The sequence below is a fragment of the Pseudomonas sp. R37(2017) genome (assembly GCF_002113375.1).
Classification (GTDB): Bacteria; Pseudomonadota; Gammaproteobacteria; order Pseudomonadales; family Pseudomonadaceae; genus Aquipseudomonas.
In genome coordinates this window covers 135,222-156,293 of sequence record NZ_NEHO01000007.1, presented here as the reverse complement: position 1 = coordinate 156,293, position 21,072 = coordinate 135,222, and the positions used below count along the sequence as shown (strand labels likewise).

The following is a 21,072-nucleotide window of genomic DNA, read 5'->3' as shown; positions in this document are numbered from 1 at the left end:
ACTGGGCATTATCCGTTGCGAAGACGGGCTTGCCAACCTTAGCAGGCAGGATGTGGATGTGTGGTGACAATTCGACCGCTTTCGCGAGCAGGCTCGCTCCCACAGGGGATTTGTGTCGCACAGTCATCCAATGTGGGAGCGAGCCCGCTCGCGAAGGCGATCTTCAGATCAATATAAATCCACAGGATCTACATCCAAAGACCAACGCACCGCCCGTCCGCTCGGCATCTGTTCCAGCACCATCAACCAACCGGCCAGCAATCGATGCAACGGTGCCCGCGCCGTAGCCTGCAGCAACAGTTGCGCTCGATAGCGCCCGGCCCGGCGCTCCATCGGTGCCGGGACCGGTCCCAACAACTCGATCCCCGTCAGATTCTGCTCGGCCAGCAAGCGCTCTGCCTCGCTGCACGCCTCATCCAGGAAGCCTTCGGCCTGACCCGGCTTGTGCGCCTCGGCCCGCAGCAGCGCCAGGTGCGCGAACGGCGGCAAGCCGGCCGCGCGGCGTTCGCTCAAGGCCTGTTCGGCAAAGGCGAAATAACCTTGCTCGGTCAGTTGCACCAGCAACGGGTGGTCGGCCAGGTGCGTCTGGATAATCACTTTGCCCGGTTCTTCGGCGCGGCCGGCACGGCCTGCGACCTGGACGATCAATTGAGCCATGCGCTCGCTGGCGCGGAAGTCTCCGGAAAACAGGCCGCCGTCGGCGTCGAGGATCGACACCAGCGTCACCCGTGGAAAATGGTGGCCTTTGGCAAGCATTTGCGTGCCGATCAAAATGCACGGTTGGCCTTTTTGAATCGTCGCGAACAACTGGTTCATCGCGTCCTTGCGCGATGTGCTGTCGCGGTCGACCCGCAGCACCGGATAGTCCGGGAACAGAATCGCCAGGCGTTCCTCGGCCCGTTCGGTGCCGGCGCCAACGGGGCGCAGATCGACCTTGTTGCATTTCGGGCACTGGCGCGGCACGCGTTCGACGTAGCCGCAATGGTGGCAGCGCAGTTCGCCGTAACGCTGATGCACGGTCATGCGCGCGTCACAGCGCTGGCACTCGGACATCCAGCCGCAGTCATGGCACAGCAGGGTCGGGGCGAAGCCGCGGCGGTTGAGAAACACCAGTACCTGCTGCCCGGCGGCCAGCGTCTGGCCGATGGCTTGTTGCATTGGCCCGGAAATACCGCTGTCCAACGGTCGACTTTTGACATCCAGGCGCAGGAAGCGCGGCTGCTTGGCACCGCCGGCGCGTTCATTCAGGCGCAGCAGTCCATAGCGGCCGGTGTAGGCGTTGTGCAGACTTTCCAGTGAGGGAGTGGCGGAGCCGAGGACGATCGGGATGTTTTCCTGTCGTGCCCGTACCAGTGCCAGGTCACGGGCGTGATAGCGCAAGCCTTCTTGCTGCTTATAGGAGCCGTCGTGCTCTTCGTCGATGATGATCAGGCCGGGGTTCTTCATCGGCGTGAACAGGGCTGAGCGGGTGCCGATAATAATGTCGGCCTCGCCGTCCCGGGCGGCCAGCCAGGCATCGAGGCGTTCGCGGTCATTGACGCCGGAATGGATCAGCGCGATGCGGGCATTGAAACGCTGTTCGAAGCGCGCCAGGGTCTGCGGGCCCAGGTTGATTTCCGGGATCAGCACCAGCGCTTGCTTGCCGGCCTCCAGGGTTTCGCGGATCAACTGCAAATAGACTTCGGTCTTGCCGCTGCCGGTAACCCCGGCCAGCAGGAAGGCATGGTAACTGCCAAAACCGGCGCGAATCGCCTCATAGGCGGCACGCTGCTCCGGGTTCAGTGGCAGTTCCGGTTGCGCCAGCCAGTGTTCATGGCGTCCACCCGGGGCGTGCCGACGGATCTCGATCTGCACCAGGTCCTTGGCCAGCAGCAAATCAAGGCTGTCCTTGCTCAGCATCAATTTGCTCAGCAATTGATGGGCGACGCCGTGGGGATGTTGCGCCAGCGTGGCCAGGGCCTCGCGCTGGCGCGGGGCGCGGGCGATGCGCGGATCATCGAGGCTGGCGCCCGGCGCGACGGACCAGAAGCGTTCCTGGCGTGCCTCGGCCAGCTCACCCTGGCGCAGCAGGACCGGCAACGCCCAGCTCAGGGTGTCGCCCAGGCTGTGCTGATAGTACTGTGAGGTCCACAGGCACAGTTTGAACAGCGCCGGCGGCAGCGGTGGCGTGGCGTCGAGCAGGGCCAGGGCTGGCTTGAGCTTCTCGGCGGGCACTTCGCTGGTGTCGGTGACTTCCACCAGTATTCCGATCATCTCGCGCCGGCCGAACGGCACCCGCAGGCGCATGCCGGGGTGCAGCCGGGCGCGCAGGACGCCGGCCGGAGCGCGGTAGTCGAACAGGCGGCGCAGCGGCGAGGGCAGGGCGAGGCGCAGGATGGCGTCGGGCACGCGGGGATCTCGATCAAAACAATTAGGGGCGTGACTACAGCCTGTAGGAGCGAGCATGCTCGCGATAGCAATCTTGCAGTCGACATTGCGGTGGCTGGCAGACCGCTTTCGCGAGCATGCTCGCTCCTACAGGGGATCGCGTATTGGGCCGGGAGCCTAGCAGACGGTCGGTAGAAGCGACAGCTTGCGTGAATGGGATTGTCTGGTAGAATCCGCGGCCTAATTACGTGCGGTACTTAACAATAGTGTTGGGTGGCGGCACGCTAGCCTGAGGAAAACACCATGAAAGCTGATATCCATCCAGAATACCCAGCAGTTGCTGTTACCTGCAGCTGCGGCAACAAGTTCGAAACCCGTTCGACCTTCGGCAAAGCCCTGGCGATCGACGTTTGCAACGAATGCCACCCGTTCTACACCGGTAAGCAGAAGACTCTGGACACCGGTGGTCGCGTACAGAAGTTCGCCGACCGTTTCGGTGCTTTCGGCGCGAAAAAGGCCTAAGGCCGATCAACTTGGGAAGCCACTGCGGTTTTTCCATGCTGATGAAAAAGGCGTCCCTCGCGGGCGCCTTTTTTGTGTCCGCGATTTGGCTGTCTGGCGCCCAGGCCTTTTGCCCGACGCCAGGCGACCTGGCGCCCGTCGCGGTGCAGCGGGTGGTGGATGGTGACACCCTGCGCCTGAGCGATGGCCGCAACGTGCGCATGATTGGCTTGAACACCCCGGAACTGGGCAAGAAGGGCCGTTCCGACGAGCCGTTCGCCGTGGCCGCGCGCAAACGCCTCGAAGCCCTGGTGGCGGCGAGCGACGGTCAGGTTGGCTTGCTGCCGGGTAAAGAAAGCCAAGACCATTACGGCCGCACTCTGGCCCATGTCTACGGTGCCGATGGCGCCAACCTCGAAGCGCAAATGCTCGCCGAAGGCCTGGGTTTTCTGGTGGCCGTGGCACCGAACGTCGATTTGGTCGCCTGTCAGCAAGCGGCTGAGCGCAGTGCGCGCCAGGCTGGCCTGGGGTTGTGGCGGCAGTCACCTGTACTGAAAGCGGAGCAGATATCCACTTCCGGTTTTGCCGTGCTCAGCGGTCGTGTGAGCAAGGTGCAGCGCAATCGCGGTGGGGTTTGGATCGAATTGCAGGACTCGGTTGTATTGCGCGTTGCACCCAATCTACTGACGCGTTTCGATATGAATTCCCTGGAAGGCCTCGAGGGCAAGCAGGTAGAGGCGCGCGGCTGGGTATTGGATCGCTCGCGCAAAGGCGGTCTCAAGAGTGGCCAGGCACGCTGGATGTTGCCATTGACCGACCCGGCAATGCTTCAAGTGGCGCAGTGATAAAAAATTGTAGACATTTTTTCTTCCGATTGTGAACAGTCTAGCCCTTGTGTGCCGTGGCTCTTGGCCCAAAGTCGTAGGGCCGGGCGCTTGACAGGGGTGACCCGTCAGTCTTGTGGGGACTTTGCGAGGCGCGTATCCTCGCTGACCAGTCTGTCCAACAGTAAAAAGCGGAATGCCAAAATGTCTGATCTGAAAACTGCCGCTCTCGAATATCACGCCAATCCTCGTCCAGGTAAGCTGAGTGTCGAGCTCACCAAGGCCACTGCTACCGCTCGCGACCTGTCGCTGGCCTACAGCCCGGGTGTAGCCGAACCAGTACGCGAGATCGCCCGCGATCCTGAGCTGGCCTACAAGTACACCGGCAAAGGCAACCTGGTTGCAGTCATTTCCGATGGCACCGCGATTCTCGGCCTGGGTAACCTCGGCCCATTGGCTTCCAAGCCGGTGATGGAAGGTAAAGGCGTACTGTTCAAGCGCTTCGCCGGCATCGACGTTTTCGACATCGAAGTCGACTCCGAAAGCCCGCAGGCCTTCATCGACACCGTCAAGCGCATCTCCATCACCTTCGGTGGCATCAACCTGGAAGACATCAAGGCACCCGAGTGCTTTGAAATCGAACGCGCTCTGATCGAGCAGTGCGATATTCCGGTATTCCACGATGACCAGCACGGTACCGCCATCGTGACCGCCGCCGGCATGATCAACGCCCTGGAAATCGCTGGCAAAACCCTGCCGCAAGCCAAGATCGTCTGCCTGGGTGCCGGTGCTGCCGCCATCTCCTGCATGAAGTTGCTGGTGAGCATGGGCGCCAACATCGAAAACATCTACATGGTTGACCGTACCGGTGTGATCCACTCCGGCCGTGACGACCTGAACCAGTACAAGGCCGTGTTCGCTCATGCGACCGACAAGCGCACCCTGGCTGACGCCCTGCAAGGCGCTGACGTGTTCGTAGGCCTGTCGGGCCCGAACCTGCTGAGCCCTGAAGGCCTGCTGTCCATGGCGGCCAACCCGATCGTGTTCGCGTGCTCGAACCCTGATCCGGAAATCTCCCCGGAGCTGGCACACGCTACCCGTAGCGACGTGATCATGGCCACCGGTCGTTCCGACTACCCGAACCAGGTCAACAACGTACTGGGCTTCCCGTTCATCTTCCGTGGTGCCCTGGACGTTCGCGCCAAGCGCATCAACGAAGAAATGAAAGTGGCTGCGGCCAACGCCCTGCGTGAACTGGCCAAGCTGCCGGTGCCTCAGGAAGTGTGCGACGCCTATGGCGGCATCAAGCTGGAATTCGGTCGTGAGTACATCATTCCGAAGCCAATGGATGCTCGCTTGATCACCGTGATCTCCGATGCTGTGGCGAAAGCCGCTATCGAGACCGGTGTGGCGACCCTGCCGTATCCGAAGAACTACCCGCTCAAAAGCGTGGATGACGTGTTCAACGGCTAAGCCGTTGTAGCGCTTCAATTGAAAGCCCCGGCTTGTGAGAGTCGGGGCTTTTTTATGCCTCGGGGTTTTGTGTTGCTTGCACCGGCGCCTTCGCGAGCAGGCGGGTTTAATCGATGCAAAGCGGTCAGGCAAAAAAAGCCCCGCGCTTCTCTCGAAGGCGGGGCTTTTCAATCTTGCCGGAATCAGAAGAGGTCGATCGGCGCCGCTTCATCCGCCGGCAGCGGGCTGCCCGGTGCCGAGCCATTGCTCAGTTCGTTGACCGACGGAGGCGTATCTTCGGCCTTGAACAGTTCGAAGTAGGCCCCTGGTGTGCCCGGGGTGGCTGCGCGGCCGCTGATCGGGTCGACTCGCAGGCTGAGGATGCCTTCCGGCTCCGGTTGTGTATGCGGTGGCTTGCCTTTGAGCGCGGCGCCCATGTAGTTCATCCAGATCGGCAGCGCGACGGTGCCGCCGAACTCCTTGCGGCCCAGGCTTTCCGGTTGATCGAAACCGGTCCACACGGTCGTCACGTAATCGGCGTTGTAGCCGGAGAACCAGGCATCCTTGGACTCGTTGGTCGTACCGGTCTTGCCGGCGATGTCAGGGCGACCCAGGGCCAGTGCGCGGCGGCCGGTGCCGAGCTTGATCACGTCCTCGAGCATGCTGTTGAGGATGTACGTGGTGCGCCCGTCAACGACGCGTTCGGCCACGGCGGGTGCTTGTGGCATCGGCGTAGTACCCGGGACCTCACCCGGTGTTGCGTTGACCGTGAAGGCTTGTGGGGCTGGTGCGGCAATACCGTCGCTGGCAGCGCCGCCCTGAGGCACGCTCGGCGGGTTGGCGACGAACAGCGTGTCGCCGTTGCGGCTTTCGATCTTGTCGATGATGTAGGGGGTGATCTTGTAGCCGCCGTTGGCGAAGGTGCTCCAGCCGGTGGCGATCTCCATTGGCGTCAGGGTCGCGGTGCCCAGCGCCAGGGACAGGTTGGGCGGCAGGTCCTGCTTGTTGAAGCCGAAGCGAGTGATGTAGTCGATGGTCTTGCCTACACCCATCGCTTGCAGCAAGCGGATCGACACCAGGTTGCGCGACTTGTACAGCGCTTCACGCAGACGAATCGGGCCGAGGAAGGTGTTGGTGTCATTCTTCGGACGCCAGACTTTGTCCAGGTACTCGTCGACGAACACGATCGGTGCATCGTTCACCAGGCTGGAGGCGGTGTAGCCGTTATCCAGGGCGGCGGCGTAGACGAACGGCTTGAAGCTCGATCCCGGCTGGCGCTTGGCCTGCAGTGCGCGGTTGTAGTTGCTCTGCTCGAAGGCGAAACCGCCGACCAGCGAGCGAATGGCACCGTTCTGCGGGTCCAGGGACACCAGCGCGCCCTGGGCCTGCGGGATCTGGCAGAACTTCAGCGAGTTGTCCGCCTGGCGCTGCACGCGAATCAGGTCGCCGACCTGGGCTACGTCCGATGGTTGTTTCGGATTGGCGCCCATGCTGTTGGTGTTCAAGAACGGCCGGGCCCACTTCATGGAGTCCCAGCTCACGTGTTCCTGGCCGGTGCGGGTCAGTACTTGCAGGCCGTTCTTGTCGACCTGGGTCACGATGGCCGGTTCAAGGCCGCTGATGGTGCGTTGCTTGGTCAGCTCGATCGCCCAGGCTTCGCGAGTCTTGCCCGGCAGCCGCGACTCGGGGCCGCGATAGCCGTGGCGCTGGTCGTAGGTCATCAGGCCTTCGTGGACCGCGGTGTTTGCCAGTTCCTGGAGGTCGCTTGGCACCGTGGTGGTGACGCGGAAGCCTTCGGTATAGGCGTCGCTGCCATAACGCCCGACCATTTCGGCGCGGGCCATTTCGGCGATGTATGGCGCGTTCACTTCCGGAGTCGGCACGTGATAGCTGGCGTTCAGCGGTTCGTTGATCGCCGCGGTGTAGTCGGCCTCGCTGATTTTTCCGAGCTTGTACATGCGCCCCAGGATCCAGTCGCGACGCTCCTTGCTGCGCGCCGGGTTGGCCAGCGGGTTGAAGCGTGACGGCGCCTTGGGCAGGCCGGCGATCATCGCCATCTGCGCCAGGCTGACATCGCGGATCGATTTGCCGTAATAGACCTGCGCCGCCGCCTCGATGCCGTACGCACGGTTACCCAGGTAGATCTTGTTGACGTACAGCTCGAGGATCTCGTCCTTGGTCAACTGCCGTTCGATCTGCAAGGCAAGGAGGATTTCGGTGGTCTTGCGCGAGAAGCTGCGTTCGCTGGTCAGGAAGAAGTTCTTCGCCACCTGCATGGTGATCGTGCTGCCGCCGGACTGGATGTGTCCGCTTTTGACCAGCTGGGTCGCGGCACGCATCAGGCTGCTCGGATCGACACCGTAGTGATTGGCGAAATTGTCGTCTTCAGCACTTAGTAACGCATTGATGAAGTTGGGGGGAATGTCGGCGAAACGGATCGGTGTGCGGCGCATTTCGCCGAATTCTGCGATCAACTTGTTATCGCTGCTGTAGACCCGCAAAGGGATCTGCAACTGGATGCTTCTCAGCGCCTCCACGGACGGCAGCCCGGGACTAAGGTAGAGGTACGCCCCGCTCAGACCCAGAAGGAGTCCGCAGAAAACCGCGACGATGGACCAACCGAAAAACTTCAGCAGACGAATCAAGGCTTTTGGACATCCAGGGCAAAAATGAATTGGGCAACAGGGCTCAAGCTAAATGAGAACGACCCGCGCTTGAGCAAATGCGGAAAAAAACGCTGGGCATTATAAGCATTTTTCTGATCGGGAGCGTGGTTGGCGCCTCTGTCAAGACGGGCGGATTGAACGCAATGGACATTGCATAGTCCGTAACTCACGGAAAGTCATAGGGAATTGGTCGTGCCAGGACTCTTCAACAAAAAAACCAATGCGCTCCTTGGAATCGATATCAGTTCCACCTCGGTGAAGCTTCTGGAATTGAGCCGTCAGGGCGAGCGTTACCGGGTCGAGGCTTATGCGGTCGAGCCGTTGCCGGTCGGTGCGGTGGTCGAAAAGAACATCGCCGAACTCGAAGGCGTGGGGCTGACCCTAACCCGCGCACTGGCCAGGGCCAGGACCGGTCTCAAGAACGTGGCCGTGGCGGTGGCAGGTTCGGCGGTGATCACCAAGATCATCGAGATGGATGCCGGGCTTCGCGAAGACGAGATGGAAAGCCAGCTGAAGATCGAGGCCGATCAATACATTCCCTATCCCCTGGATGAAGTAGCGATCGACTTTGAAGTCCAGGGCGCCTCCGTGCGCAATCCGGAACGCGTCAACGTCCTGCTGGCCGCTTGCCGCAAGGAAAACGTCGAAGTCCGCGAGGCCGCCCTGACCCTGGCGGGGCTGACCGCTCGCGTGGTCGATGTCGAGGCTTACGCGCTGGAGCGCTCATTCGGGTTGCTGGCCGGTCGGCTCGCCGGGGAGCGTTCGACCGTCGCCGTGGTGGATATCGGCGCCACCATGACCACCCTGAGCGTGTTGCACAACGGGCGGATTATCTACACCCGTGAACAACTGTTCGGCGGTCGGCAGTTGACCGAGGAAATCCAGCGTCGCTACGGCCTGACGCTGGAGCAGGCGGGGCTGGTGCAAAGGAAGGGTGGCCTGCCGGATGACTATGTCGCTGAAGTCTTGCAGCCATTTCAAGGGGCGCTGGTGCAGCAGGTGACGCGCTCGCTGCAGTTTTTCTTTGCCAGTGGCCAGTACAGCGCCGTCGACCACGTCCTGCTGGCGGGTGGTACAGCGTCGATCCCGGGGCTGGACCGCTTGATCGAGCAGCAATTGGGCACGCCGACCCAGGTCGCGAATCCTTTTTCCGAAATGACGCTGGGCAGCAAGGTCAATGGTGCTGCCCTGGCGAGCGATGCCCCGGCGCTGATGATCGCCTGTGGTCTGGCCCTCAGGAGCTTCGATTGATGGCACGGATCAACCTTTTACCTTGGCGCGAAGAGCGGCGTGAAGCCCGCCGCAAGCGCTTCCTGCTGGTTCTGGTGGCTGCAACGGTGGGCACTATGGGGGCGGTGCTGGTTGCCAACCAGGTCATCGGCGGTGCCATCGATCGGCAAGTCGCCCGTAACGACTATATCGGCAAGCAAATCACCGTGGTCGATGAGCGAATCGCACAGATCAATGATCTCAAGGCGCGTCGTCAGCAACTGGTCGAGCGCATGCGCATCATCCAGGACCTGCAAGGCAACCGCCCAATCAGCGGGCGAATATTTGACCAGTTGGCGCGAGCCCTGCCTGACGGCGTGTATTTCACCGAAGTGAAAATGACTGAAAAGACCTTGTCCATCAGCGGCGCCGCGCAATCCAACAACCGTGTTTCAGACTTGATGCGCAATCTCGAGGCATCGGACTGGTTCGATGCGCCGAGCCTGACCGAAGTCAAGGCCGCAGCTGCCGGCCAGGTCGAGCAGGCCAATGTCTTCCAATTGACCGTTCGCCAGACTCGGCCCTTGGCACCGGAGGAAGGCAAATGAGTCCATCCGAGTGGTTCGAAGAGCTGCGCAAGATCGATATCAATGAGCTGGATACCAGCAACATGGGCACCTGGCCGCCGGCGATCAAGTTTCTGGTGGCCGCTTTGCTCATGCTTGTGGTGCTGGCGCTGGGCTACAACTTTTCCACTCGCGATCTTGAGAGCGAGCTCGATCTCAAGCGAGAGGAGGAGTCGATGCTCAAGGGGCAGTTCGCTGATAAAACTCGCATGGCCGCGAATCTGGATCTCTACACCCGGCAATTGCAGGAGATGGAGAGCACTTTCGATGCGCTGTTGCGGCAACTGCCCGGCGACACCGAGGTGCCTGGCTTGCTGGAAGACATCACGCGTACCGGTCTGGGCAGCGGCCTTGAGTTTGAAGAGATCAAGTTGCTGCCAGAGGTTGCCCAGCCGTTCTATGTCGAGCTGCCGATCCAGATCACGGTCACCGGCGATTACCACGACCTGGCCACCTTCGTCAGTGGTGTGGCCGGGTTGCCGCGAATCGTCACCTTGCACGATTTCGACCTTGCTCCGGTCAGCCCCCAGGGAGCTCCAAAACTGCGCTTGAGCATCCTCGCCAAGACCTATCGCTACAGCGACAAGGGGCAGGATCAATGAGTCTGGCACGTTGTTTTTCGGCGATGGCGCTGCTGTCCGCTCTGTCCGGTTGTGGCGCGGGCGAAGACTACGACGATCTGGACGCGTACATGAGCGAAATGCGTTTGCGCGGGCCGGGCAGGATTGAACCAATGCCGGTATTTCGGTCTTACCCGGCGTTCACCTATGACGCGGCGAATCTGCGCAGTCCGTTTTCGCCGCAGATCAGCACTGATCCGGCGGCTCGCCGCAAGGGGTCGCATGACGTCAGGCCCGACCCTGATCGGGTCAGGCAATACCTCGAAGGTTTCAATATCGAGCAGTTTGAAATGGTCGGCACCCTTTCCAATGCAACGGGCTCCTATGCCCTGTTGCGCGGGGCTGGCGGGGTGCACCGGCTGAAAGTCGGTGATTTCCTTGGGCGTAATGACGGACGAATCGTTGCGATCAGCAGCACGCAGGTCGATGTGGTTGAAATTGTCCCAGATGGTCAGGGCGCGTGGCTGGAGCGTTCCCGGACCATCCCTTTGAAAGAACACTCATAGTGGAACTCGAATAATGAACAGGATTTTCTCCGCCGTCGGCCTTTCGCTATGGATAGCGTTGATGTCGCCGATGGTTCAAGCGGTCAACCTCAAGGCGCTGGATGTCGCCGCGCTGCCAGGAGACCGTGTCGAGTTGAAGTTGTCGTTCGATGAGCCGCCTCCCGTGCCCCATGGCTACACGACGGCGTCGCCGGCCCGGATTGCGCTGGATTTGCCGGGTGTCGCCAGTCAACTGGCCAGCAAGACTCGCGATCTCGGCGGTGGAAATGCCCGCAGTGCAACGGTGGTGGAGACCCGTGATCGTACGCGGTTGATCATCAACCTGAACCAGTCGGCCCCGTACGACTCGCGAATTGAAGGCAACAATTTGCTGGTGGTTGTCGGGCAGGGGGTCGAGTCGGCGACCTCCAGGCCGGTGGCCGCGGCAATGCCGGTTCCGGCACGAGTCACTGCGACGCCAGGCAAGGCCATTCGGGGGGTGGATTTTCAGCGAGGAACACAAGGCGAGGGCAATGTGCTGATCGACTTGTCGGATCCTTCAATTGCCCCCGACATCCAGGTGCGCGACGGCAAGATCCTTGTCGGGTTTGCCAAGACCCGATTGCCCGAGCCGTTGCGCGTGCGTCTGGATGTGAAGGACTTCGCCACGCCAGTGCAGTTTGTCAATGCAAGTGCGAGCGGCGATCGAGCCACCATCAGCATCGAGCCCGGCGGCACGTTCGATTATTCGACCTATCAGACTGACAGCAAGCTTACGGTCAGTGTTCGCCCGGCGACGGTCGACAACCTGCAAAAGCGCAGTGCCGGTCAGCAGGCCTACAGTGGCGAGAAGCTTTCGCTGAATTTCCAGGACATCGATGTGCGTTCAGTTCTGCAACTGATCGCCGACTTCACCAACCTCAACCTGGTCGCCAGCGACACGGTGCAGGGCGGCATCACTTTACGCCTGCAGAACGTGCCGTGGGATCAGGCGCTGGATCTGGTGCTGAAAACCAAGGGGCTGGACAAGCGCAAGGTCGGCAATGTCCTGCTTGTCGCGCCGGCCGATGAGATTGCTGCCCGTGAGCGTCAGGAGCTGGAGTCACAAAAGCAAATTGCCGACCTGGCGCCGCTGCGCCGGGAGCTGTTGCAAGTGAATTATGCCAAGGCGGCGGACATCGCCAAGCTCTTCCAGTCTGTGACCAGTGCCGAGGCGAAACCCGACGAGCGGGGGTCGATCACCGTCGATGAGCGCACCAACAACATCATTGCCTACCAGACACAGGACCGGCTTGATGAACTGCGCCGGATCGTCACGCAACTGGATATCCCTGTGCGTCAGGTCATGATCGAGGCGCGTATTGTCGAAGCCAACGTCGACTATGACAAAAGCCTCGGGGTGCGTTGGGGTGGTTCGGTGCGAAAGGGGAACTGGAACACTTCCGGGGTCAATAACGGGCTCAATGCTTCGACGACCATCGGAACGCCCGGCAGTACGAGCGCCAACTCACCGTTCGTCGACTTGGGTGTGGCCAATAATACTTCGGGAATCGGCATCGCGTTCATCACCGATAACGTCTTGCTGGATCTGGAGCTGTCAGCCATGGAGAAAACCGGCAACGGGGAAATCGTCTCGCAACCCAAGGTGGTCACGTCCGACAAGGAAACCGCCAAAATCCTCAAGGGCACCGAAATTCCCTACCAGGAAGCCAGTTCCAGCGGCGCGACTTCGGTGTCGTTCAAGGAGGCTTCGCTGTCGCTGGAGGTGACGCCGCAGATCACCCCCGACAACCGGATCATCATGGACGTCAAGGTGACCAAGGACGAGCCGGACTTCCTGAACAAGGTCCAGGATGTACCGCCCATCAAGAAAAACGAGGTCAACGCCAAGGTCCTGGTCAACGATGGCGAGACCATCGTCATTGGCGGGGTTTTCTCAAATACTCAGAGCAAGGTTGTAGATAAGGTGCCATTTCTTGGCGATGTGCCGTATCTTGGCCGCCTTTTCCGGCGTGATGTGGTCTCGGATAAAAAATCCGAGCTGCTGGTGTTCCTCACTCCGCGTATCATGAACAATCAGGCGATTGCTGTGAGTCATTGATTCTGTGCGAAATTTGATTCTTGTTGGACCGATGGGTGCTGGAAAAAGCACCATCGGCCGGTTGCTGGCCAAAGAACTGCGCTTGCCATTCAAAGATTCCGATAAGGAAATTGAATTGCGCACGGGCGCCAATATCCCTTGGATCTTCGATAAAGAAGGCGAACCGGGCTTTCGTGATCGCGAGCAGGCAATGATTGCCGAGCTGTGCGATTACGACGGTGTGGTGCTGGCGACAGGTGGGGGCGCGGTCATGCGCGAAGCCAATCGTCGGGCACTGCATGCCGGTGGGCGAGTGGTTTATCTGCATGCGTCGGTCGAGCAGCAGGTCGGCCGCACGGCCCGCGACCGCAATCGCCCGCTGTTGCGTACTGCCGATCCGGCCAAGACCCTTCGGGACCTGTTGGCGATCCGCGACCCGCTTTATCGGGAAATTGCTGACCTGGTGGTCGAAACCGATGAGCGGCCGCCACGAATGGTCGTACTCGACATTCTAGAGCGCCTGCAGCAGTTGCCACCCCGTTAAAGCGTCGCACGAAATGCGCTATCCTCGGCGTTCTGCCATGACCGCTCAAGGTTGTGGCGGATGGCCACCGAACAGCGTCACACCAGCAGATGCCGTGGATATTCGATAACTCAAGGCAGGACGCCTGATTCATCTTCACTGTGGGGACACATGCAGACACTCAAAGTTGATCTGGGCGAGCGCAGCTACCCGATTCATATTGGCGAAGGTTTGTTGGATCAGCCTGAGCTGCTGGCCCCGCACATTCGCGGACGGCAAGTAGCGATCATCTCCAACGAGACTGTCGCACCGCTCTATCTCGAGCGTCTGACCCGCAGCCTGGCGCAGTTCTCGGTGATTTCCGTGGTGTTGCCCGACGGCGAAGCCTTCAAGACCTGGGAAACCCTGCAACTGATTTTCGACGGCCTGCTGACCGCACGGCATGACCGCCGCACCACGGTGATCGCCCTCGGTGGCGGTGTGATCGGTGACATGGCCGGCTTTGCCGCTGCCTGCTACCAGCGCGGCGTCGATTTCATCCAGATTCCGACCACGTTGCTGTCGCAGGTCGACTCCTCGGTGGGCGGCAAGACCGGGATCAACCATCCGCTGGGAAAAAACATGGTCGGCGCCTTCTATCAGCCGAACGTGGTGCTGATCGATACCGCCAGCCTCAATACCTTGCCGGCGCGCGAACTGTCCGCCGGGTTGGCCGAAGTCATCAAGTACGGACTGATCTGCGATGAGCCGTTCCTGACCTGGCTCGAAGACAATGTCGATCGCCTGCGCAATCTGGATCAGCAAGCGCTGACCTACGCCATCGAGCGTTCCTGCGCGGCCAAGGCGGCGGTGGTCGGTGCCGACGAGAAAGAGACGGGTGTTCGTGCCACGTTGAACCTGGGCCACACGTTTGGCCACGCCATCGAAACCCACATGGGCTATGGTGTGTGGCTTCATGGTGAGGCTGTGGCTGCTGGCACGGTAATGGCGCTGGAAATGTCCGCGCGACTGGGCTGGATCAGCGAACAGGAGCGTGATCGCGGCATTCGTCTGTTCCAGCGTGCGGGGCTGCCGGTCATTCCGCCAGAAGAGATGACAGAAGCCGATTTCCTCGAACATATGTCCATTGATAAAAAAGTGATCGACGGTCGTTTGCGCCTGGTGTTGCTGCGCCGCATGGGTGAAGCGGTGGTGACCGACGATTATCCGAAAGAGGTTCTACAGGCCACGCTGGGGGCAGACTACCGCGCCCTGGCCCAGCTTAAAGGTTAATAAGAACACAATGACTAGTTTGCACGCCGACGAGGCTTTCCTCGGCCATTACCAGTTGAGCCATGACCCTTTTGCTCCAAGGGTGCCCGGCTTCAAATTTTTCCCGGCCCAGCGCAAACCCGTGCTGGGACAACTGCATCATCTGGCCCGTTACAGTCAGTTGCTGCTGGTGGTCACCGGCCCCGAGGGCAGTGGCAAGACCCTGTTGCGCCAGGCCCTGGTCGCCAGTACCAACAAGCAGTCGGTACAAAGTGTGGTGGTGTCCGCCCGCGGTGCCGGCGATGCGGCCGGGGTGCTGCGTCAGGTGGCTCAGGCGCTGAATGTCGCCCATGCCGATGCCGACGCTATTCTGGCCCAGGTGGTGCAGCTTGCTCTGACCGGGCAGGAAGTCTATCTGCTGGTCGATGACGCCGAGCAACTCGACGAGTCCGGGCTCGAGGCACTGATGATCCTGGCTGCCGGCGCGCCTGAAGGTCGCCCGCATGTGTTCCTGTTTGGTGAAACCTCGCTGATTGCCCAGCTTGAGGCTTTGCACCTCGAGGAAGAGCGTTTCCATGTCATCGAGCTGCAGCCCTACACCGAGGAAGAAACCCGCGAGTATCTGGAGCAGCGGCTTGAGGGCGCTGGCCGCGGCATCGAACTTTTTACCGCGGATCAGATCTCTGATATTCACGAAAGCTCCGAAGGCTGGCCTGGCAGCATCAATCAGGTCGCCCGCGATGCAATGATCGAAGCCATGATCGCCAGCCGCTCAGCGGTCAAGCGTCCAAAAATGGGGTTCAATATGCCGAAGAAACACGTATTGGCGATTTCCGCCGTGGTCGTGGTCGCGGTAGCTGCCGCCTGGTTGATGCCGGGTCGCAACAAGGCACCGACCGCGGGTGCACCGGCCAACGAACAGGCGCAACTGCCGCTTGGCCAGGGGCAACCAACCGCCAATGGCGGTGCTCCGGCCGTCGAATTCGCCGGTAACACCCAGCCAATGCCATTGCCGTTGGTCGGTAACTCGCAACCGGTCATGCGTGGCCCGCTGGCTGAAGCCGCAGGCGGCATCACCGAAGGCGATGATGGTGTGCCGGTCGAAGGCTCCAGCGCTACGCCGCCGACCGTTACCACAACCGCACCACCCGTAGGCGTTCCGGCCGGTCCTGCGCCGACGCCTGCGCCAGCGCCAGTGGCCAAGCCGACGCCTGCGCCGACCCAGGTTGCCGTCGCCAAGCCAGCGCCTGCACCAGTGGCCAAGCCTGCTCCCGCACCAGCCAAGCCGGCCGTTGCCGCGACGGCCAAGCCTGTCGAGAAGCCGGCTCCAGCGGCCAAGGCGGCTGGCGGTACCTGGTATGCCGGTCAGGCGCCTGGTAACTACGTGGTGCAGATCCTCGGCACCAGCTCCGAAGCGACCGCGCAAAGCTTCGTCAAGGAGCAGGGCGGCGAGTACCGTTACTTCAAGAAAGTCCTCAACGGCAAGCCGCTCTATGTGATCACCTACGGCAACTTCGCCAACCGTGATGCAGCCGTTTCCGCCATCAAGGCCTTGCCAGCGAAGGTTCAGGCTGGTAAACCTTGGCCTCGCACTGTCGCCAGCGTCCAACAGGAACTGGCAACAACTCGCTGAAGATTCGGCGGCCTTACCCAGGCCGCCTCTCCAAGCACCTCAAAATTTCTACAAGTGCGCGCAGCCCTCCAGGCTGCGTGCCTTGTGGTGTCTGCGTCACAGTAGTCTTTGAGTCGTTGCGGTCAAAATTAAAAAAGTTTTGACTAGCACAGCAGATCGCTTTAAACCTTTCACAAATGCGACATGAATTTGCGACATTTCGTCGTCAAATTTGTGAGGCCAAGTGTCGGTGTGTACAATGACCTCCCTTTTGCCCCCGCAAAGCTGGCGTACGTTCAGCGCAGATGGCAAGTGGTTGAATTGAAAAGAAATTTGCCTCGATCAGAGGCAGCCTGGTGAGAAAGTGTCTATGAAAGCAGGTCTGTACCAACCAGATGAATTCAAGGATAACTGCGGTTTCGGCCTGATAGCCCATATGCAGGGCGAGCCCAGTCATACCCTTTTGCAAACGGCCATCGAGGCCCTGACCTGCATGACCCACCGTGGTGGGATTAATGCCGACGGCAAGACCGGTGACGGTTGCGGTCTGCTGATTCAAAAGCCGGATGCGTTCCTGCGAGCCATTGCCCGGGAAACCTTCGGCGTCGAAATGCCCAAGCAATATGCCGTGGGCATGGTCTTCTTCAACCAGGACCCGGTCAAAGCCGAAGCCGCTCGCGAGAACATGAACCGCGAGATCCTGGCCGCCGGCCTGCAACTGATCGGTTGGCGCAAAGTGCCGATCGACACCAGCGTCCTCGGCCGCCTGGCCCTTGAGCGCCTGCCGCAGATCGAGCAGGTGTACATCGGCGGTGAAGGCCTGAGCGACCAGGACATGGCCGTCAAGCTGTTCACTTCCCGTCGTCGCTCGTCCGTGGCCAATGCCGCCGACGTCGATCACTACGTGTGCAGCTTTTCCCACAAGACCATCATTTACAAAGGCCTGATGATGCCGGCGGACTTGGCCGCCTTCTATCCAGACCTGAGCGATGAGCGCCTGCAAACTTCGATTTGCGTATTCCACCAGCGCTTCTCCACCAACACCCTGCCGAAATGGCCGCTGGCTCAACCGTTCCGCTTCCTGGCGCACAACGGCGAGATCAACACCATCACCGGCAACCGCAACTGGGCCGTGGCCCGTCGCACCAAGTTCGCCAACGATCTGATGGACCTGGAAGAGCTCGGCCCGCTGGTCAACCGCGTGGGTTCCGACTCTTCGAGCATGGACAACATGCTGGAACTGATGGTCACCGGTGGCATCGACCTGTTCCGTGGCGTGCGGATGATCATTCCGCCTGCGTGGCAGAACGTCGAAACCATGGACCCGGATCTGCGTGCGTTCTACGAATACAACTCGATGCACATGGAGCCGTGGGACGGCCCGGCCGGCGTGGTAATGACCGACGGTCGCTACGCGGTGTGCCTGCTCGACCGTAACGGTCTGCGTCCGGCGCGTTGGGTCACCACCAAGAACGGCTTCATCACCCTGGCCTCGGAAATCGGTGTCTGGAACTATCAGCCTGAAGACGTGATCGCCAAGGGCCGCGTTGGTCCTGGCCAGATCTTTGCCGTGGACACCGAAACCGGTCAGATCCTCGACACCGACGCTATCGACAACCGCCTGAAGTCCCGTCATCCGTACAAGCAATGGCTGCGCAAGAATGCCCTGCGCATCCAGGCGACCATGGAAGACAACGACCACGGTTCGGCGTTCTACGACGTCGATCAGCTCAAGCAATACATGAAGATGTACCAGGTCACGTTCGAAGAGCGCGACCAGGTGCTGCGTCCGCTCGGCGAGCAAGGCTATGAAGCTGTGGGCTCGATGGGCGACGACACGCCGATGGCCGTGCTGTCCCAGCGCGTGCGCACGCCGTACGACTATTTCCGCCAGCAGTTCGCGCAGGTGACCAACCCGCCGATCGACCCGCTGCGTGAAGCTATCGTCATGTCGCTGGAGATCTGCCTCGGTGCCGAGCGCAACATCTTCCAGGAGTCGCCGGAGCACGCTTCGCGCGTGATCCTCAGCTCGCCGATCATTTCCCCGGCCAAGTGGCGCTCGCTGATGAACCTCGACCGTCCGGGTTTCGAGCGGGCGATCATCGACCTCAACTACGACGAAAGCGTCGGCCTCGAAGCCGCCATCCGCAGCGTTGCCGATCAGGCCGAGGAAGCCGTGCGCTCCGGTCGTACCCAGGTCGTGCTGAGTGACCGTCACATTGCCCCGGGCAAGTTGCCGATCCACGCTTCCCTGGCGACTGGCGCGGTACACCACCGCCTGACCGAAAAAGGCCTGCGTTGCGACTCCAACATCCTGGTGGAAACCGCGACCGCTCGCGATCCGCATCACTTCGCCGTGCTGGTCGGTTTCGGTGCCTCCGCCGTTTATCCGTTCCTGGCCTACGAAGTGCTGGGCGACCTGATCCGTACCGGTGAAGTGCTGGGCGACCTCTATGAGGTGTTCAAGAACTACCGCAAAGGCATCACCAAGGGCCTGCTCAAGATCCTGTCGAAGATGGGTATCTCGACCATTACCTCCTATCGCGGAGCACAACTGTTCGAAGCGATCGGCTTGTCCGAAGAAGTCTGCAGCCTGAGCTTCAAGGGCGTGCCAAGCCGCATCAAGGGTGCGCGTTTCGTCGACATCGAAGCCGAGCAGAAAGCCCTGGCCACCGAAGCCTGGAGCCCGCGCAAGCCGATCCAGCAAGGCGGCCTGCTGAAGTTCGTCCACGGTGGCGAATATCACGCGTACAACCCGGACGTGGTCAACACCCTGCAGGCCGCCGTGCAGCAGGGCGACTACGCCAAGTTCAAGGAATACACGTCGCTGGTGGACAACCGTCCGGTGTCGATGATCCGCGACCTGCTGAAAGTCAAAACCCTCGATACGCCGCTGGATATCAGTGAAGTCGAGCCGCTGGAGTCGGTGCTCAAGCGCTTCGACTCCGCCGGCATCTCGCTGGGCGCCCTGTCGCCGGAAGCTCACGAAGCCCTGGCCGAAGCCATGAACCGCCTCGGTGCGCGTTCCAACTCCGGCGAAGGCGGCGAAGACCCGGCGCGATACGGCACCATCAAGAGCTCGAAAATCAAGCAAGTGGCCACCGGCCGTTTCGGTGTGACCCCGGAATACCTGGTCAACGCCGAAGTGCTGCAGATCAAGGTCGCCCAGGGCGCCAAGCCGGGCGAAGGCGGTCAGTTGCCAGGCGGCAAGGTCAACGGTCTGATCGCCAGGCTGCGTTATGCAGTGCCGGGCGTGACCCTGATCTCGCCTCCGCCGCATCACGACATCTACTCGATCGAAGACTTGTCGCAGCTGATTTTCGACCTGAAACAGGTCAATCCGCAGGCGCTGGTCTCGGTGAAGCTGGTAGCAGAAGCAGGCGTCGGCACCATCGCTGCCGGTGTGGCCAAGGCCTACGCGGACTTGATCACCATCTCCGGCTACGACGGCGGCACCGGCGCATCGCCGCTGACCTCGATCAAATACGCGGGTGCTCCGTGGGAACTCGGCCTGGCCGAAACCCACCAGACCCTGCGTGGCAACGATCTGCGCGGCAAAGTCCGGGTACAAACCGACGGTGGCCTGAAAACCGGCCTCGACGTGATCAAGGCCGCCATCCTCGGCGCTGAAAGCTTCGGCTTCGGCACCGCGCCAATGATCGCCCTGGGCTGCAAATACCTGCGTATCTGCCACCTGAACAACTGCGCTACCGGCGTCGCGACTCAGAACGAGAAGCTGCGCAAGGACCACTACATCGGTACCGTCGACATGGTGGTGAATTTCTTCACCTACGTCGCCGAGGAAACCCGTGAGTGGCTGGCCAAGCTGGGCGTGCGCTCCCTCGAAGAGCTGATCGGCCGTACCGATCTGCTGGACATCATCGAAGGCCAGACCACCAAGCAACATCACCTGGACCTGACCCCGTTGCTGGGCAGCGACCACGTGCCGGCGGACAAACCGCAGTTCTGTGGCGTGGACCGCAACCCGCCATTCGACCAGGGCCTGCTGGCCGAGAAAATGGTCGACATGGCCACCTCGGCGATCAACGACCTGAGCGGCGCCGAATTCGCCCTGGACATCTGCAACTGCGACCGTTCCATCGGCGCGCGGATCTCCGGTGAAATCGCGCGCAAGCACGGCAACCAGGGCATGGCCAACGCGCCGATCACGTTCCGCTTCAAAGGCACGGCCGGGCAGAGTTTCGGCGTGTGGAACGCCGGCGGCCTGAACATGTACCTGGAAGGCGACGCCAACGACTACGTCGGCAAGGGCATGACCGGCGGCAAGCTGGTGATCGTTCCGCCGAAGGGCAGCGTCTACCGCACCCAGGACAGTGCCATCATCGGCAACACTTGCCTCTACGGCGCCACCGGCGGCAAGCTGTTCGCCGCAGGCACCGCGGGCGAGCGTTTCGCCGTGCGTAACTCCGGTGCCCACACCGTCGTGGAAGGCACTGGCGATCACTGCTGCGAGTACATGACCGGTGGCTTCGTCTGCGTTCTGGGCAAGACCGGTTACAACTTCGGCTCTGGCATGACCGGCGGTTTCGCCTACGTGCTCGACCAGGACAACACCTTCGTTGACCGGGTCAACCACGAACTGGTGGAAATCCAGCGGATCAGCGGCGAGGCGATGGAAGCCTACCGTAGCCACCTGCAGCGCGTGCTGAACGAGTACGTCGAGGAAACCGACAGCGAGTGGGGTCGTGAACTCGCCGAGAACCTCGATGATTACGTGCGTCGTTTCTGGCTGGTCAAGCCCAAGGCTGCCAACCTGAATTCGTTGCTTTCCAGCACCCGTGCCAATCCGCAATAACGACGCAGTTGCCAGCGGCAAGCTTTAAGCCGCAAGTTAA

14 protein-coding genes are annotated in these 21,072 nt (G+C 61.1%); 12 read left to right on the top strand and 2 right to left on the bottom strand.

The genetic code is table 11. The annotated features are described in order from the left end of the window. Positions 1-168: 168 nt before the first annotated feature. Positions 169-2,388 carry a primosomal protein N' gene (locus CAG47_RS13955; protein ID WP_085725442.1) on the bottom strand — a complete coding sequence of 740 codons (2,220 nt, stop codon included), beginning with the start codon at positions 2,386-2,388 and terminating at the stop codon, positions 169-171. Positions 2,389-2,670: 282 nt separating this feature from the next. On the opposite strand from CAG47_RS13955, the gene rpmE reads away from it, so the two are divergent. From rpmE to CAG47_RS13940, 3 genes are all read left to right on the top strand, one after another. Continuing rightward, complete coding sequence (gene rpmE, locus CAG47_RS13950) at positions 2,671-2,889, top strand: 50S ribosomal protein L31 (RefSeq protein WP_007975586.1); 219 nt, start codon at positions 2,671-2,673, stop codon at positions 2,887-2,889. Between the two features lie 35 nt (positions 2,890-2,924). Then, the gene (locus CAG47_RS13945; protein ID WP_085725441.1) at positions 2,925-3,713 is read left to right on the top strand and encodes a thermonuclease family protein; all 789 of its coding nucleotides are present in this window, start codon (positions 2,925-2,927) and stop codon (positions 3,711-3,713) included. Positions 3,714-3,896: 183 nt separating this feature from the next. Beyond that, positions 3,897-5,165, top strand: coding sequence for a malic enzyme-like NAD(P)-binding protein (locus tag CAG47_RS13940; RefSeq protein ID WP_085725440.1), 1,269 nt, complete (start codon positions 3,897-3,899; stop codon positions 5,163-5,165). Positions 5,166-5,347: 182 nt separating this feature from the next. On the opposite strand, the gene CAG47_RS13935 is transcribed toward CAG47_RS13940, so the two are convergent. Beyond that, a complete protein-coding gene (locus tag CAG47_RS13935) occupies positions 5,348-7,786 on the bottom strand; it encodes a penicillin-binding protein 1A (protein ID WP_371917209.1) in 2,439 nt (812 codons plus the stop codon). Between the two features lie 216 nt (positions 7,787-8,002). Here CAG47_RS13935 and CAG47_RS13930 point away from each other — a divergent pair, with 216 nt between their 5' ends. The 9 genes from CAG47_RS13930 (at position 8,003) to gltB (ending at position 21,032) form a co-directional block, all read left to right on the top strand. Continuing rightward, positions 8,003-9,061, top strand: coding sequence for a pilus assembly protein PilM (locus tag CAG47_RS13930; protein ID WP_085725438.1), 1,059 nt, complete (start codon positions 8,003-8,005; stop codon positions 9,059-9,061). Further along, the gene (locus tag CAG47_RS13925; RefSeq protein ID WP_085725437.1) at positions 9,061-9,627 is read left to right on the top strand and encodes a PilN domain-containing protein; all 567 of its coding nucleotides are present in this window, start codon (positions 9,061-9,063) and stop codon (positions 9,625-9,627) included. The genes CAG47_RS13930 and CAG47_RS13925 overlap by 1 nt, the downstream gene beginning before the upstream one ends. Then, positions 9,624-10,247, top strand: coding sequence for a type 4a pilus biogenesis protein PilO (locus CAG47_RS13920; protein WP_085725436.1), 624 nt, complete (start codon positions 9,624-9,626; stop codon positions 10,245-10,247). Before CAG47_RS13925 ends, CAG47_RS13920 begins: the two co-directional genes overlap by 4 nt. Beyond that, positions 10,244-10,771 carry a pilus assembly protein PilP gene (locus tag CAG47_RS13915; RefSeq protein WP_085725435.1) on the top strand — a complete coding sequence of 176 codons (528 nt, stop codon included), beginning with the start codon at positions 10,244-10,246 and terminating at the stop codon, positions 10,769-10,771. The genes CAG47_RS13920 and CAG47_RS13915 overlap by 4 nt, the downstream gene beginning before the upstream one ends. Before the next feature lie 13 nt (positions 10,772-10,784). Continuing rightward, a complete protein-coding gene (gene pilQ / locus CAG47_RS13910; RefSeq protein WP_085725434.1) occupies positions 10,785-12,851 on the top strand; it encodes a type IV pilus secretin PilQ in 2,067 nt (688 codons plus the stop codon). A 4-nt stretch (positions 12,852-12,855) separates the two neighbouring features. Continuing rightward, positions 12,856-13,374, top strand: coding sequence for a shikimate kinase AroK (gene aroK / locus CAG47_RS13905; protein ID WP_015093141.1), 519 nt, complete (start codon positions 12,856-12,858; stop codon positions 13,372-13,374). 150 nt (positions 13,375-13,524) lie between these two features. Beyond that, positions 13,525-14,625, top strand: a complete 1,101-nt coding sequence (gene aroB, locus CAG47_RS13900; protein ID WP_085725433.1) for a 3-dehydroquinate synthase — start codon at positions 13,525-13,527, stop codon at positions 14,623-14,625. Between the two features lie 10 nt (positions 14,626-14,635). Next, a complete protein-coding gene (locus tag CAG47_RS13895) occupies positions 14,636-16,237 on the top strand; it encodes an AAA family ATPase (RefSeq protein ID WP_085725432.1) in 1,602 nt (533 codons plus the stop codon). A gap of 349 nt (positions 16,238-16,586) precedes the next feature. Next, complete coding sequence (gene gltB, locus CAG47_RS13885; protein WP_085725431.1) at positions 16,587-21,032, top strand: glutamate synthase large subunit; 4,446 nt, start codon at positions 16,587-16,589, stop codon at positions 21,030-21,032. Positions 21,033-21,072 lie beyond the last annotated feature (40 nt).

Excerpts from the sequence above, each read along its gene's own strand:
- rpmE (WP_007975586.1), top strand. The coding sequence starts at position 2,671 with ATGAAAGCTGATATCCATCCAGAATACCCAGCAGTTGCTGTTACCTGC.
- CAG47_RS13920 (WP_085725436.1), top strand. The coding sequence starts at position 9,624 with ATGAGTCCATCCGAGTGGTTCGAAGAGCTGCGCAAGATCGATATCAAT.
- aroB (WP_085725433.1), top strand. The coding sequence starts at position 13,525 with ATGCAGACACTCAAAGTTGATCTGGGCGAGCGCAGCTACCCGATTCAT.
- CAG47_RS13895 (WP_085725432.1), top strand. The coding sequence starts at position 14,636 with ATGACTAGTTTGCACGCCGACGAGGCTTTCCTCGGCCATTACCAGTTG.
- CAG47_RS13915 (WP_085725435.1), top strand. The coding sequence starts at position 10,244 with ATGAGTCTGGCACGTTGTTTTTCGGCGATGGCGCTGCTGTCCGCTCTG.
- CAG47_RS13945 (WP_085725441.1), top strand. The coding sequence starts at position 2,925 with ATGCTGATGAAAAAGGCGTCCCTCGCGGGCGCCTTTTTTGTGTCCGCG.
- CAG47_RS13940 (WP_085725440.1), top strand. The coding sequence starts at position 3,897 with ATGTCTGATCTGAAAACTGCCGCTCTCGAATATCACGCCAATCCTCGT.
- gltB (WP_085725431.1), top strand. The coding sequence starts at position 16,587 with ATGAAAGCAGGTCTGTACCAACCAGATGAATTCAAGGATAACTGCGGT.
- pilQ (WP_085725434.1), top strand. The coding sequence starts at position 10,785 with ATGAACAGGATTTTCTCCGCCGTCGGCCTTTCGCTATGGATAGCGTTG.
- CAG47_RS13925 (WP_085725437.1), top strand. The coding sequence starts at position 9,061 with ATGGCACGGATCAACCTTTTACCTTGGCGCGAAGAGCGGCGTGAAGCC.